This window comes from Streptomyces sp. YKOK-I1 (genome assembly GCF_054660435.1).
The window spans coordinates 7,042,598-7,057,015 of the sequence record NZ_BAAGDR010000001.1; the positions used below are offsets into that span (position 1 = coordinate 7,042,598).

Genomic DNA, 14,418 nt, shown 5'->3' on the forward strand with positions numbered 1-14,418 from the left:
GCACCCGATCGCGGCAGGCCGCATCTGTAACCGGCTTGTGTCTGTACGCGCACGAAATGAGGAGGCACCGCGCATTACCTTCTCTTTACGCTCGATGGGGAGGAGGGACTTACCCGAACCCCAGGGGAGGACGATCACGGTGGACAGGACCACGGCGAGGACCACGGCATTCGCGACCACCTCGGCACTCACGCTGCCCGCACTGCCCGCACAGCCCCAGGGCCGTGCCCGGGAGGCCTGCGGTCCGCGGACCGTCCCCGTCGTCCGCGATCTGCGCGAGCGCGCCGGCCACAGCCCGCACGGACTGCTCTTCGGCCCCCGCGACCTGGTCGTCGTCACCGGACTCCCCGGCAGCGGCAAGTCCACGCTGATGCGGCGCGCCGTGCAGGGCGCGGCGATCGACTCCCAGGACACCCGCGACCGCTGGGACGCCCGCACCCCCCGCTTCCTGCCCTACGCCCTCTACCGTCCCCTCGTCCGCCTCTCCCACTTCGCCGGACTGCGCCGCGCCCTGCGCGGCGGCGAGGGCGTCGTCGTGCACGACTGCGGCACCCAGACCTGGGTGCGCGACTGGCTGGCCCGGGAGGCCCGCCGCCGGGGCGGCACCCTGCATCTGCTCCTCCTCGACGTCACCCCGGACACCGCGATCGAGGGCCAGCGCGAGCGCGGCCGCGGTGTCTCGCGGTACGCCTTCCTGCGGCACCGCAGGGCCGCCGCCCACCTGGTCCGCGCCGTGGAGAAGGGCAGGCTGCCCGCCGGGGTCGGCTCGGCCGTGCTGCTCGACCGGGACTCGGCGGACGCCCTGAAGCGGATCGGGTTCACCGCATGAGCGTCCCGGACCGTCCGAGGACGGAGGAAAGCCCCCGCGTACCCGCTAGCCTTTCAGCCACCACAGCGGTTCCCAGCAGGCGGTAGGCAGATGGACTTCCCCCCGGCGGACTTCCCGGTCTCCCCGGACTTCCCGGCGCAGGCACACCCCCATCCCCACAGCGGATGGCCCGGCAACGAACTGGAGGAGGTGCTCTCCGTCTCCCTCGGCATGCCCGGCGCCGGCGCACGGATCGTGGAGGTGCTCGGGCGCAGCTTCGTCTGGGTGCCCCTGCCCAACGGCGGCGGCCCGCACAGCGGCCCCCTCGACCTGCCCACGCTGGAGCTGGAGGGCCAGGTCTATGTGCCGGTGTTCAGCTCCGAGGAGCAGTTCCACCAGGCCGCCGGCTCCCACATGTCGTACACGATCGCCCCGGCGGTCGAGTTCGCCCGCGGGCTGCCCCCGCAGGTCGGGCTGCTCGTCAACCCGGACGGCACGGTCGGCGTCCCGCTGCCCCCGTCGGCCGTGGCCGAGCTGTGCCGCAGCGGCCGCACGGTGCTGGACGGACCCGCGAGCGGCGGCCGCGTCCGCCTCTTCGAGCCCGACTGGCAGGAGGACCCGATGGAGTTCCTCGCCGCGGCCGCCGCCGAGTTCGAGGCGACCGGCGTGGTCCGCACGGCCCGCCGCTGCCTCGCCGCCGTCGAGACGGCCGACCCGGTCATGTTCGTGGGCGTCGAACTCTCCCACCTGGACCCCGAGGTCCGCGAACTCCCCCTGGACGCCCTGGGCCGCGCGATGGGCGCGACCCCGGTGAACTGGCCGGTCAACCTGATCCTCCTGGACCTGGCCCAGGACCCGGTGGCCGAGTGGATGCGCGACCGTATACGGCCCTTCTATACGAGGGGCCACTGAGCCAACCTGGAGGGGCGCGGGGCTGCGTCGATATGCGGCTCCGCCGCGGGGCGCGACAGGCCACAGCGCACCCGCACCCGCCCACGCACAACGGCCCCCGGCCCACTGGGCGCTTAAGCTGTGCACAGACGCGGGGAAACAAAGAAGAAGGGGCGGTAAACGGTGAGCGCCAGCGGCATCGCGACCGGACAGGTCGAGCACATGCTGCGCCAGGTCACGCCCGGGCGCTACGACGCCTACGAGGCCCTCCTGCGCGCGCTCGCGACCCCCGCCTCCGGTCAGGTCTGGATGCTCCTGTGGCACGGCCAGGCCGGGTCCCCGGACGCCCAGTACGGAAACATGGAGGTCGACGGCCACGGCTACGCCCCCTGTGTCACCTCCGCCCAGGAACTCTCGGCGAGCGGCTGGAACCGCGGCTACGAGGTGGTGGACGCGGTCGACGTGGCCCGCACCCTCTACCCCGACCACTACGGCCTCTGGCTGAACCCGCACGCGCAGGGCGGCGGCGTCGGCATCCCCTGGCTGGACCTGCGCCGGATCGCCACCGGCCTGGACCGCCAGCCCGCCGGCCCCCTGCGGCTGTCCGAACCCGGCATCGAGATCCCCCAGTTCTACGCCCTGCTCGCGCAGAACGCCCACCGCACCCCGGCGGTCCGCGCGCTGCGCCGCGCCTGGGTGCAGCCGGCGCTGGGCGCCCCCTACCTGGCCATCGGGCTCGACGTGTACGACACCTCGCCGCCGGCCGTGGACGCCGTACGGGCGATGATGCAGCAGTCGATCGGGGCCGTACCGGACGGGCTGCCGGTGTCGACGGTCGCCATGACCGACGAGCACGACCCGGTCGTGATGTGGATGCGGGCCGGTGCGCGCCCGTTCTACGACCGTGAGGCCCACGTTCCCGCCGCCCCGGCGCAGGCTCCCGCGGGCGGTTACGGCTACCCGCCCGCCGGCCGGTACTGAGAATTGGTAAACCCTGTGGACTCCTGAGGGTTGACGGTCGTTGATCTTCGCGCGTAGATGACGGCGATTCAGATGGCTTACGTCTGGTGTGTCCGGATAAGTCGCCGTCCGCCCCCCGTTACCCCGCGTCCGGATAACGGAACCTCCATGGTCGCATCACGTTTACGCATCCTTTCGTCGCCAACTCTGGCTACAGATCGCCAAAGCGTTGAAGACTCCCGGTCCAGGGGACTTCGTCCCTGTGTACGACGGACTGAATGTGCCGCTACAAGCGGCAAGTGCGCGCCGGTCACCGCCGGTTGAGAGGGGTCCCTGCCAGATGACGGCACCATTGCACGAGCCGACCGCGGAAGCGGCCCCGAGCGCGGCTGAAGAAGCGGCGGTCGCCGCCGGCGACGCCAAGGCCGTACAGGGCCGTTCCCTGGGACGGATCGCCTGGGAGCGCCTGAAGCGGGACAAACTCGCCCTGACGGGCGGCATCGTGGTGCTCTTCCTCATCGTGGTCTCCCTGCTCGCCCCGGTCATCACCCACCTGCTCGGGCAGGACCCGAACGAGTATCACGAGAACCTGATCGACCCGCTGTTCGGCACCCCGACCGGTTCTCTCGGCGGCATCAGCGGCGACCATCTGCTGGGCGTCGAGCCGGTCAACGGCCGTGACATCTTCGCGCGCATCCTCTACGGCGCCCGGATCTCGCTCCTCGTCGGCTTCCTGTCCGCGGTCGTCGCCGTCATCCTCGGCACCGTCCTCGGCGTCCTCGCCGGCTTCTTCGGCGGCTGGATCGACTCCCTGATCAGCCGGATCATGGACGGTCTGCTCGCCTTCCCCCAGCTGCTGTTCATCATCGCGCTGGTCTCCGTCATGCCGAGCGACCTGCTGGGCCTGACCGGTTCCAGCGTGCGTGTGTTCGTGATGATCCTGGTCATCGGATTCTTCGGCTGGCCGTACATCGGACGTGTGGTCCGCGGTCAGACGCTCTCCCTGCGCGAGCGCGAGTACGTCGAGGCGGCCCGGTCCCTGGGCGCCGGACGGCTGTACATCCTGTTCAAGGAGCTGCTGCCCAATCTCGTCGCCCCCATCGTCGTCTACACGACGATGATGATCCCCACCAACATCCTCACCGAGGCGGCCCTGAGCTTCCTGGGCGTCGGCGTCAAGCCGCCCACCGCCTCCTGGGGACAGATGCTCTCGAGCGCGATCGACTACTACGAGTCGGACCCCATGTACATGGTGGTCCCGGGTGTGGCGATCTTCATCACCGTGCTGGCGTTCAACCTCTTCGGCGACGGCGTCCGGGACGCGCTGGACCCGAAGGCATCCCGATGAACCGCCGGCCGGCCTCTCGACCGAACCGCCGCAGCACAGCCCGCACCACAGCCGCACCCCAAACGTCCCGTGGCATTCACACGGGGTCTCTCATCGAATCCGGAGGATCCGAGATCGTGACTACCCAACGCACCTCAGGGCGGCGGAAGCAGGCGTTTGCCGCTGCCGCCGCGGTCGCCGCGCTGCTGACCACGGCGGCGTGCGGCGGCGGTGACAGTGACAGCGGCAAGGGTTCGGCCACCGGGGCCGCCGGCTACAACGCCGCGGTCGAGAAGGTCGCCCAGGCTTCGCTCGCCAAGAAGGGCGGCACGCTGAAGTTCGGCGGCGCCCAGGACGCCGACTTCTGGGACACCACGCGCGGCTACTACGGCTTCATGTGGAACTTCGCCCGCTACTACAGCCGTCAGCTCGTCACGAACAAGGCCGAGGCGGGCACGGCGGGCTCGGAGCTCACCCCGGACCTCGCCACCGGTCTCGCCAAGGTCACCGACGACGGCAAGACCTACACGTACACCCTGCGTGACGGCATCACCTGGGAGGACGGCAAGGAGATCACGTCCAAGGACGTGAAGTACGGCATCGAGCGCGTCTGGGCGCAGGACGTGCTGTCCGGCGGTCCGACGTACCTCAAGGACGTCCTCGACCCCAAGGGCGAGTACAAGGGTCCCTACAAGGACTCCACCAAGGACAAGCTCGGTCTGAAGGCGATCGACACGCCCGACGACAAGACCATCGTCTTCCACCTCCCGCAGGCCAACTCGGACTTCGAGGAGATCCTGTCCCTGGTCTCGGCCTCCCCGGTCCGCCAGGACAAGGACACCAAGGCCAAGTACACCCTGCACCCGTTCTCCTCGGGCCCGTACAAGTTCGAGTCCTACAACCCGGGCAAGGACCTCACCCTGGTCCGCAACACCGAGTGGAAGCAGTCCTCGGACCCGATCCGCAAGGCCTACCCCGACAAGATCACCATCAAGTTCTTCTCGGACGCCAACCAGCTCGACCAGCGTCTGATCAACGGTGACATCGACCTCGACATCAACCAGACCGGTATGTCGCCGCAGGGCCGCACCACCGCCCTGAAGGAGCACAAGGCCAACCTGGACAACCCGACCACGGGTTACATCCGGTACGCGGTCTTCCCGCAGAGCGTCGCGCCGTTCGACAACATCGAGTGCCGCAAGGCCGTGATCTACGGGGCCGACCACGTGTCGCTCCAGACCGCGCGCGGTGGCCCGGTCGCGGGTGGCGACATCGGCACCAACATGCTGCCGCCGTTCCTCCCGGGCGGCGAGGGCCAGAAGTACGACCCGTACAACATCGCCGGGTCCGGCAAGAACGGCGACGTGACCAAGGCCAAGGAGGCCCTGAAGGCCTGCGGTCAGCCGAACGGCTTCAAGACCACCATCGCGGTCCGCAACAACAAGCCGGCCGAGGTGGCCACCGCCCAGTCGCTCCAGGCGTCGCTGAAGAAGATCGGCATCACCGCCGACATCGACCAGTACGACGGCTCGCAGACCTCCGGCATCATCGGTAGCCCCACCAACGTGAAGAAGAAGGGCTACGGCATCATCATCATGGGCTGGGGCGCCGACTTCCCGTCGGTCCAGGGCTTCGGTCTCCCGCTGTGGGACAGCAAGTACATCTCGGACAGCGGTAACAACAACTACGCGCTCATCAAGGACAAGACCATCGACGGTCTGTTCGACTCCTACGTCACCACCCTGGACGACGCCGGCAAGGCCAAGATCGCCACGGAGATCAACCACAAGGTGATGGACGGCGCGTACTACCTGCCCTTCACCTTCGAGAAGACCATCAACTGGCGCTCGGACAACCTGGCGAACGTCTACACCAGCGCGGGCACGAACGGCACGTACGACTTCGTGAACCTCGGCCTGAAGAACCCGAAGAAGTAGACCGGCACACCCGCCGAACGGCACGAAAGGCAGGTGAAGGCCGGCGCGGCGTGACCGCGGGCCACCTGGGGGCACCTCCCACGTCCATAAGACAGTGGGGGAGACCTCCGGTGGCCCGCGGTCCGCAGCGGGCCGAGAGCTGTGCTCGCTTACCTCATCAGGCGGTTGTTCGCCGCCGCAGTGATGCTCGTGGTCATCGTCATGGTGGTCTTCGGCATCTTCTTCCTGATCCCCAAGTGGGCGGGCGTCGACATCGCGCTGAGCTTCGTGGGCAAGCAGGCCGACCCTGCGGCCATCGCGGGCGTGCGGGAGAAGCTGGGCCTGGACACCCCGATCTACGCCCAGGTCTGGGAGTTCTTCAAGGGGATCTTCGCCGGCCGCACCTACACGGGCGGCGGGGACTCCGTCCACTGCTCCGCCCCGTGCTTCGGCTACTCCTTCCGCAGCGAGCAGGCCGTCTGGCCGGTGCTCACCGACCGCTTCCCGGTGACCCTGGGTCTCGCGCTCGGTGCCGCCGTGCTGTGGCTGGTCTTCGGGGTCGCGGCCGGTGTGCTCTCCGCGCTCAAGCGGGGCAGCCTGTGGGACCGCGGCGCGATGATCATCGCGCTGTCCGGTGTCTCCCTGCCGATCTACTTCACCGGCATGGTCGCCCTGTCGATCTTCGTGTACGGGTTGAATCTGTTCGACGGACAGTACGTGCCCCTGGAAGACAGCTTCACCGGCTGGTTCGGCGGCATGATCCTGCCGTGGATCACCCTCGCGTTCCTCTACGCGGCCATGTACGCCCGGATCACCCGCGCCACCATGCTGGAGATCCTCGGTGAGGACTACATCCGCACGGCCCGGGCCAAGGGCCTGACGGAGCAGGTCGTCATCGGCAAGCACGCCATGCGCTCCACGATGACGCCCATCCTCACCATGCTCGGCATGGACCTCGGCGCCCTCATCGGCGGCGCGATCCTGACCGAGACGGCGTTCAACCTGCCCGGTCTCGGCCAGGCCGTGCTGGGCGCCATCAAGAACCAGGACCTGCCCATCATCCTGGGCGTCACCCTGATCACCTCCCTCGCGGTGCTCGTCGCCAACCTTGTGGTGGACATCCTGTACGCCGTGATCGACCCCCGAGTGAGGCTCGCATGACCGACCTCAGCAAGAGCGGAACGGCCGTGAACGAGCCCACCTCTTCCTCGCCGGCCCCCTCCGCCTTCCTCGAAGTACGCGACCTGAAGGTGCACTTCCCCACCGACGACGGCCTGGTGAAGTCCGTCGACGGGCTCAGCTTCCAGCTGGAGAAGGGCAAGACCCTCGGGATCGTCGGCGAGTCCGGTTCCGGCAAGTCGGTGACCTCGCTCGGCATCATGGGCCTGCACACCGCCGGCCAGTACGGCAAGCGCAAGGCGCAGATCTCCGGCGAGATCTGGCTGAACGGCACCGAACTGCTCGGCGCCGACCCGGACTACGTCCGCAAGCTGCGCGGCCGCGAGATGGCGATGATCTTCCAGGATCCGCTGTCGGCGCTCCACCCGTACTACACGATCGGCCAGCAGATCGTGGAGGCCTACCGGATCCACCACGACGTCGACAAGAAGACCGCGCGCCGACGGGCGATCGAGATGCTCGACCGGGTCGGCATCCCGCAGCCCGACAAGCGCGTCGACAACTACCCGCACGAGTTCTCCGGCGGTATGCGCCAGCGCGCGATGATCGCGATGTCGCTGGTCAACAACCCGGAGCTGCTCATCGCGGACGAGCCGACGACCGCCCTGGACGTGACCGTCCAGGCGCAGATCCTGGACCTCATCCGGGACCTGCAGAAGGAGTTCGGCTCCGCGGTCATCGTCATCACCCACGACCTGGGCGTCGTCGCCGAACTCGCCGACGACCTGCTGGTGATGTACGGCGGACGCTGCGTCGAGCGCGGACCGGCCGAAGAGGTGTTCTACCAGCCCCGCCACCCCTACACCTGGGGTCTGCTCGGCTCGATGCCGCGGCTGGACCGCGACCAGCAGGAGCGCCTGATCCCGGTCAAGGGCTCCCCGCCCTCCCTGATCAACGTCCCGTCCGGCTGCGCCTTCAACCCGCGCTGCCCGTACGCGGACCTCCCGAAGGACAACGTCACCCGCACCGTCCGGCCCGAGCTCGCCGAGGTCGGCAGCCGGCACTGGGCGGCCTGCCACCTGGGCAAGGAGCAGCGGGAGCGGATCTGGACCGAAGAGATTGCGCCGAAGCTGTGAGTGACGAGAAAGCGGTGAAGATTCCCGCGCAGGCCGGCGAGAGCCGTCGTAATGACGGCGAGGTGCTGCTGAAGGTCACGGGGCTGCAGAAGCACTTCCCGATCAAGAAGGGCCTGCTCCAGCGGCAGGTCGGGGCGGTGCACGCGGTCGACGGCCTGGACTTCGAGGTCCGCTCCGGCGAGACCCTCGGTGTGGTCGGCGAGTCCGGCTGCGGCAAGTCGACGATGGGCCGGCTGATCACCCGGCTCCTCGAACCGACCGGCGGCAAGGTCGAGTTCGAGGGCAAGGACATCACGCACCTCGGTGTGGGCGGGATGCGTCCGCTGCGCCGCGATGTGCAGATGATCTTCCAGGACCCGTACTCCTCGCTGAACCCGCGCCACACCATCGGCACGATCATCGGCGCGCCCTTCAAGCTGCAGGGCGTCACGCCCGAGGGCGGCATCAAGAAGGAGGTCCAGCGGCTGCTGTCGGTGGTCGGTCTCAACCCCGAGCACTACAACCGCTACCCGCACGAGTTCTCCGGCGGTCAGCGCCAGCGCATCGGCATCGCGCGGGCGCTCGCGCTGAACCCGAAGCTGGTCGTCGCCGACGAGCCGGTGTCCGCGCTGGACGTCTCGATCCAGGCGCAGGTGGTGAACCTGCTGGACGACCTCCAGCAGGAGCTGGGCCTGACGTACGTGATCATCGCGCACGACCTCTCGGTCGTCCGGCACGTCTCGGACCGGATCGCGGTGATGTACCTCGGCAAGATCGTGGAGCTGGCCGACCGTGACCTGCTCTACAAGACGCCGATGCACCCGTACACCAAGGCGCTGATGTCGGCGGTGCCGATCCCGGACCCGAGGCGCAAGAACGCCAAGAGCGAGCGGATCCTGCTCAAGGGCGATGTGCCCTCGCCGATCTCGCCGCCGAGCGGCTGCCGCTTCCACACCCGGTGCTGGAAGGCGACGCAGATCTGCAAGACCACCGAGCCGCCGCTGCTGGAGCTGCGTCCCGGTCAGCAGGTCGCCTGCCACCACCCGGAGAACTTCGCCGACCAGGCACCGCAGGACACGGTCCTGCTGACGGTCGCGAAGGAGGCGGCGGAGCTGGTGGCCGACGAGGTACTCGCCGAGTCGGCGGAGACGTCGGCGGCGGTGGCGGCGGAGGTGGCGGCAGAGGCGGCCACGGAGGAGCCCACGTCGCCGAAGGAGACCTCCAAGGCCACCGAGGCTCCCGAAGCTGCTGAGATCGCCACGGGCACCACGGCCCCCGGAACTCCCGAGGTTGCTGAGCCCGCCGAGGCTGCCGAGCTCTCCAAGGCCACCGAGGTCCCGGGGGCCCCTGAGGTTGGCGAGGCCCCCGAGCTCTCCACGGCCACCAAGGCCCCTGAGATCCCCCGGATCCCCGAGGGCATCGAGCCCGCCGAGACGGCTGAGAGCGCTGAGACCGTCGTGACCGCAGAGACGGCAGAGACCGTCGAGACGGCAGAGACCGTCGAGACGGCTGAGACCGTCGAGACGGCTGAGACGGCTGAGATCTCCGAGGCGGCAGAAGCGGCAGAGACCGCCGAGGCGGCTGAGACTACCGAGACGGCAGAGACCGCTGAGGCGGCTGAGACTACCGAGACGGCAGAGATCGCTGAGGCCGCTGAGACGGCAGAGACCGTCGAGGTGGCTGAGGCCGACCAGGCCGGTGAAGGTAGCGAGGACGTCGAGACTCAGGAGACCTCCGAGGTCCCTGCGGCTTCCGAGGCCCCTGAGGCTCCTGCGGCCCCGGACGCCTCCGTGGCCGGCGAGACTCCGGAGGCATCCGCGGCCGGCGAGACTCCGGAGGCATCCGCGGCCGGCGAGACCCCGGAGGCTTCCGCGCCTTCTGCGGGACCCGCTGCGCCGCAGGTTTCCAAGTCCAAGGGCCAGGAGTCAACCGGCAAGTAGCGCATGACGAGTTGGCAAAGTCATGTACATGCCTGAACGGGAGAGGTCAGAGTCGTCCGTGTCCGACTTATCGGCACACGCTCGAAGGGACGACCATGGCACTCTCCCGTTCGGCACGTTTAGGGGCCCTCGCGACCGCGGCGGCCTCTTTTCTCGTCATCGCGGCCTCCGCCGCCCCCACCCCGGGCGCCGACGGCATCGGCGACAGCTACTTCCCGCAGCTCGGCAACGGCGGTTTCGACGCCCGCCACTACGACCTCTCCCTCGCCTACGACCCCGACACCGACCGCCTCGACGGCCGTACGACGATCACCGCCCGCGCCACGCAGAACCTCTCCTCCTTCGACCTGGATCTCCAGCAGCTGGAGGTCACCCGGGTCGAGGTGAACGGCAGACGGGCCCAGTTCACCCGCGACGGCGACGAGATCCGCGTCACCCCGCGCGGCCCGCTCCGCAAGGGCGGCACCTTCGAGGTCACCGTCACCTACGGCGGCGTCCCCGAACCCCTCGGCGGGCCCATCGTGTTCGGCTCGGACTACGGCTGGATGAAGACCGACGACGGTGTGTTCGTCGCCTGTGAGCCCAACGCCGCCTCCACCTGGTTCCCGTCCAGCGACCACCCCTCCGACAAGGCCACCTACGACATCCGGATCAAGGCGCCCAAGGGCCTGACCGCCGTCTCCAACGGCCGGCTGGTCTCGACGTACGACAAGGGCGCCTCGACGTACACCCACTGGCGCGAGACCCGGCCGATGGCGACCTATCTCGCGACCGCCACGATCGGGAAGTTCGACGTGAAGACCGGGACCACCCCCGGCGGCACGCCGATCTACGTCGCCATCGACCCGGTGCTGGCCAACAGCAACAACGTCGACGTGTACGCCGTGACGGCCGCCGCCACCGACTACTGGTCGCAGGTCTTCGGGCCGTACCCGTTCGAGGAGACCGGCGCGATCGTGGACGACATGCCGCAGGCCGGGTTCTCCCTGGAGGTGCAGTCCAAGCCGGTGTACTCGGCGGTGCGCAGTGAGTCGACGATCGTGCACGAGCTGGCCCACCAGTGGTTCGGCGACTCGGTGTCGGTCGCGCACTGGAAGGACATCTGGCTGAACGAGGGCTTCGCCACCTACGCCCAGTGGCTGTGGGCCGAGCACCAGGGCACCCGCTCGGCGCACGACTCCTTCCTCGCCGGCTACAACGCCCGCCCCGCCGAGTCCGCCTTCTGGCAGATCACCGTCGGCGACCCGCAGCGCGACACGATGTTCGCCTCCGCCGTCTACCAGCGCGGCGCGATGACCCTCCAGGTCCTGCGCGAGCGGATCGGCGACACCGCGTTCTTCGAGCTGCTCCCGGCCTGGACGAAGCTGCACCGGTACGGCAACGCGGACACCGGCGATTTCGTCCGCCTCGCCGAGAAGATCTCCGGGCAGCAGGTGGACGACCTCTTCCAGACCTGGTTGTTCAGCACAGGGAAACCGACCCTGTGACGCCGTATTGCCTGGCTTTGTAAGGTGCACCCCGACTTACAGGTGACAATGTAAGGGTGTTCCAGCAAATCTTCAGCCCCTCCGTCCAGCACACGCTCGATCTGGTCGGCATCTTCGTGTTCGCCATCTCGGGCGCGCTGCTGGCCGTACGCAAGAACTTCGACGTGTTCGGCATCGCCGTGCTCGCCGAGGCCACCGCGCTGGGCGGAGGGCTGATCCGGGACGTGATCATCGGCGCGCTGCCCCCGGCCGCCTTCACCGACCTGGGGTACTTCCTCACCCCGCTGTTCGCCGCCCTGCTGGTGATCTTCCTCCACCCGCAGGTGGAGCGGATCCAGTCGGCCGTGAACGTCTTCGACGCGGCGGGCCTCGGCCTGTTCTGCGTCACCGGCACGACGAAGGCGTACGACTACGGCCTCGGCCTGACCGCGTCCGCCGCCCTCGGCCTCACCACGGCCGTCGGCGGCGGTGTGCTGCGGGACGTGCTGGCCAACGAGGTGCCGTCGCTGCTGCGCTGGGACCGCGACCTGTACGCGGTCCCGGCGATGGTCGGCGCCACCCTGGTGGTGATCTGCATCCGCTACGACACCCTCACCCCGCTGGCCAGCGGTTTCGCGTCGGCTACCGCTTTCGTCCTGAGGCTGCTCGCGATGCGGTTCCACTGGCGAGCGCCTCGCGCGTGGAACCGCCGGTCGACGGTACGGGAGGAGTAGTCGCCGTGTCCCCGGTGCCCCGCTCGGACTGCCGGGCGGTGATCCGGTGCTGGTCGAGCTGCGTGCTCAGCCAGCGGAACGCCGGCACCACCTGCGGCCGCCACAGCGCCATGGTGTGCCCGCCCGCGCTCTTCGGGATGTAGACCACGTGCACGGCCGTCGGGGCCTTCGCCTCCTTCTGGAGCGCGAGCGCGGCCTCGTAGCCGTCGCCCGGCTGGCCGGAGAGGTAGAGCGCCACGGCCGGCGGGGCGGCCGCGCGGGCGAGCATCAGATAGGGGTTGGTGGCCCGGCGCAGGGCCGGGTCCTGGGCGGCCAGGGAGTCCCGCTCACCGATCGGGTCGTTGTAGCCGGACAGGCTCACCGCCGCCCGGTAGCGGTCGGGGTGGGCGACGGCCAGTTTGATCGCGCAGTGCGCCCCGGCCGAGTACCCGGCGACCGCCCAGCCCTTGGGCGCGGGCTGGGCCCGGAAGTTGTCCATGACCATCCGCGGCACGTCGATGCTCAGCCAGGTGTCGGCGTTCACCGTGCCGGGCACGTTGGCGCAGCCGGTGTCCACGCCGGGCAGCAGGGTGGTGCGCGGCGCCACCAGAATGAACGGCGCGACCTTGCCCCGGCGCATCAGCGGTTCCAGCTGGGCGGTGGCGCGCAGTGAGCCGAACCAGGACTTCGGCGAGCCGGGATAGCCCGGCAACAGCTCGACCACCGGGAACCGGCGGTGGGCGTAGGCGGCCTCGTGGTACTGCGGGGGCAGCCAGACGTAGACCTCGGCGTCGACCCCGGAGACCCGGCCCCGGAGCTGGGTGACCCGGACCCCGCCGCCCGTCTGCTCGAAGTGCTGACGGACTCTCGGCAGCCGGCTCAGCGTCACGCCACCGGTGCCGTCGGCGCCGAGATCGGCGGCCTGCTGGACGTGGTCGCTCGTGCCGAGGAGGTCGCCCCAGCTGTCGTAGAGGTTGTTGGCGTTGTTGACCAGGACGAAGACCAGCGCCACGGCCGTCCCCTGGGCGAACATCAGCATCAGCACCCGGGCCGCGCCCCGCAGGACCCTCGGACCCCTGAGCCGCGACCACAGGGCGAGCGGCAGGGCGACAGCGACGACCGACAGCGCGACGAGGGTGCAGAGGAACGTACTTCCGGTGAGGCTCATGTCTCCCTAGAGGGAGAGCCGGGCGGTGGGGTTGACGGAGGAGTGCGGACACTTACCGAGAAATTGCCCATGTCTCACCCAAGGCAAAGCTACTGCTTAGTAATCAACTGTTGTAGCGTTCAGCCATGCCAGAAGCAGCCAACGCGACCCTGAGCGAGTTCGACCGCGACACCGCGCTCACCCGGCGCGCCCCGGGCGTCTACGACATCGACCTCTCCGCCGGCTGGACGATCATCAACGCCGTCAACGGCGGCTATCTGCTCGCCGTCCTCGGCCGTGCCCTCGCGGACGCCCTGCCGCACCGCGACCCGTTCACCATCTCGGCCCACTATCTGACCGCCTCCCAGCCGGGCCCGGCGGTCGTCCGCACGGAGGTGGTCCGCACCGGCCGCACCCTGTCGACCGGCCAGGCCTCGCTCCTGCAGTACGACGAGAACGGCGCCGAGATCGAGCGGATCCGCGTCCTCGCCTCCTACGGCGACCTGGACGCGCTGCCGGACGACGTCCGTACGACGGCGACGCCCCCCGTGTTCCCGCCGCTCGACCAGTGCTTCGGCCCCGAGGACGGACCGGCCCCCGTGGACGGCAGCTCCGCGATCACCGAGCGTCTGATGCTCAAGCTCGACCCCTCCACCCTGGGGTGGGCCCTCGGCGCGCCCTCCGGCAAGGGCGAGATGCGGGCCTGGTTCGGCCTCAAGGACGGCCGCGACCCGGACCCGCTCTCCCTCCTCCTCGCCGTCGACGCCCTCCCGCCGACCGCCTTCGAGATCGGTCTGAGCGGCTGGGTCCCCACGGTCGAACTCACCGTCCACGTCCGCAGCCGCCCCGCCCCCGGCCCCCTGCGCGTCTCCATCACCACCCGCAACCTCGCGGGCGGTTTCCTGGAGGAGGACGCGGAGGTCTGGGACAGCGCCGACCGCCTGGTGGCCCAGTCCCGCCAACTGGCCCGCGCCAGACTGACCTGACACCCGGCCCGCATCGACCTGACGGCCGGC

At 69.4% G+C, this 14,418-nt stretch carries 11 protein-coding genes and 1 pseudogene; 11 read left to right on the plus strand and 1 reads right to left on the minus strand.

Annotated features, from left to right (window positions below; all coding sequences use genetic code 11):
* Nucleotides 1-94: 94 nt before the first annotated feature.
* From ACYQ8Q_RS31505 to ACYQ8Q_RS31550, 10 genes and pseudogenes are all read left to right on the plus strand, one after another.
* The gene (locus tag ACYQ8Q_RS31505) at nt 95-829 is read left to right on the plus strand and encodes an AAA family ATPase (RefSeq protein ID WP_460069682.1); all 735 of its coding nucleotides are present in this window, start codon (nt 95-97) and stop codon (nt 827-829) included.
* 90 nt (nt 830-919) lie between these two features.
* Nucleotides 920-1,720: an enhanced serine sensitivity protein SseB gene (locus ACYQ8Q_RS31510; protein WP_460069684.1), complete on the plus strand. Its 801-nt coding sequence runs from the start codon at nt 920-922 to the stop codon at nt 1,718-1,720.
* Nucleotides 1,721-1,882: 162 nt separating this feature from the next.
* A complete protein-coding gene (locus tag ACYQ8Q_RS31515; RefSeq protein ID WP_460069686.1) occupies nt 1,883-2,680 on the plus strand; it encodes an enhanced serine sensitivity protein SseB C-terminal domain-containing protein in 798 nt (265 codons plus the stop codon).
* A gap of 319 nt (nt 2,681-2,999) precedes the next feature.
* Complete coding sequence (locus tag ACYQ8Q_RS31520) at nt 3,000-4,007, plus strand: ABC transporter permease (RefSeq protein ID WP_460069688.1); 1,008 nt, start codon at nt 3,000-3,002, stop codon at nt 4,005-4,007.
* A 116-nt stretch (nt 4,008-4,123) separates the two neighbouring features.
* On the plus strand, nt 4,124-5,923 hold the full coding sequence (locus ACYQ8Q_RS31525; protein WP_460069690.1) for an ABC transporter substrate-binding protein: 1,800 nt from the start codon (nt 4,124-4,126) through the stop codon (nt 5,921-5,923).
* Nucleotides 5,924-6,064: 141 nt separating this feature from the next.
* Nucleotides 6,065-7,063, plus strand: coding sequence for an ABC transporter permease (locus ACYQ8Q_RS31530; protein WP_460069691.1), 999 nt, complete (start codon nt 6,065-6,067; stop codon nt 7,061-7,063).
* Nucleotides 7,060-8,157, plus strand: coding sequence for an ABC transporter ATP-binding protein (locus ACYQ8Q_RS31535; RefSeq protein ID WP_460069693.1), 1,098 nt, complete (start codon nt 7,060-7,062; stop codon nt 8,155-8,157). Before ACYQ8Q_RS31530 ends, ACYQ8Q_RS31535 begins: the two co-directional genes overlap by 4 nt.
* Nucleotides 8,154-9,321: pseudogene (locus tag ACYQ8Q_RS31540) on the plus strand (ABC transporter ATP-binding protein); the annotation flags it as partial. The gene ACYQ8Q_RS31535 and the pseudogene ACYQ8Q_RS31540, both read left to right, overlap by 4 nt.
* Nucleotides 9,322-10,171: 850 nt before the next feature.
* Nucleotides 10,172-11,563 carry a M1 family metallopeptidase gene (locus tag ACYQ8Q_RS31545; protein ID WP_460069695.1) on the plus strand — a complete coding sequence of 464 codons (1,392 nt, stop codon included), beginning with the start codon at nt 10,172-10,174 and terminating at the stop codon, nt 11,561-11,563.
* Between the two features lie 56 nt (nt 11,564-11,619).
* On the plus strand, nt 11,620-12,276 hold the full coding sequence (locus ACYQ8Q_RS31550) for a trimeric intracellular cation channel family protein (protein WP_460069697.1): 657 nt from the start codon (nt 11,620-11,622) through the stop codon (nt 12,274-12,276).
* On the opposite strand, the gene ACYQ8Q_RS31555 is transcribed toward ACYQ8Q_RS31550, so the two are convergent.
* A complete protein-coding gene (locus ACYQ8Q_RS31555) occupies nt 12,185-13,423 on the minus strand; it encodes an alpha/beta hydrolase (protein ID WP_460069699.1) in 1,239 nt (412 codons plus the stop codon). The genes ACYQ8Q_RS31550 and ACYQ8Q_RS31555 overlap by 92 nt on opposite strands.
* A gap of 125 nt (nt 13,424-13,548) precedes the next feature.
* Here ACYQ8Q_RS31555 and ACYQ8Q_RS31560 point away from each other — a divergent pair, with 125 nt between their 5' ends.
* Nucleotides 13,549-14,388 carry a thioesterase family protein gene (locus ACYQ8Q_RS31560; RefSeq protein WP_460069701.1) on the plus strand — a complete coding sequence of 280 codons (840 nt, stop codon included), beginning with the start codon at nt 13,549-13,551 and terminating at the stop codon, nt 14,386-14,388.
* Nucleotides 14,389-14,418: the final 30 nt, after the last annotated feature.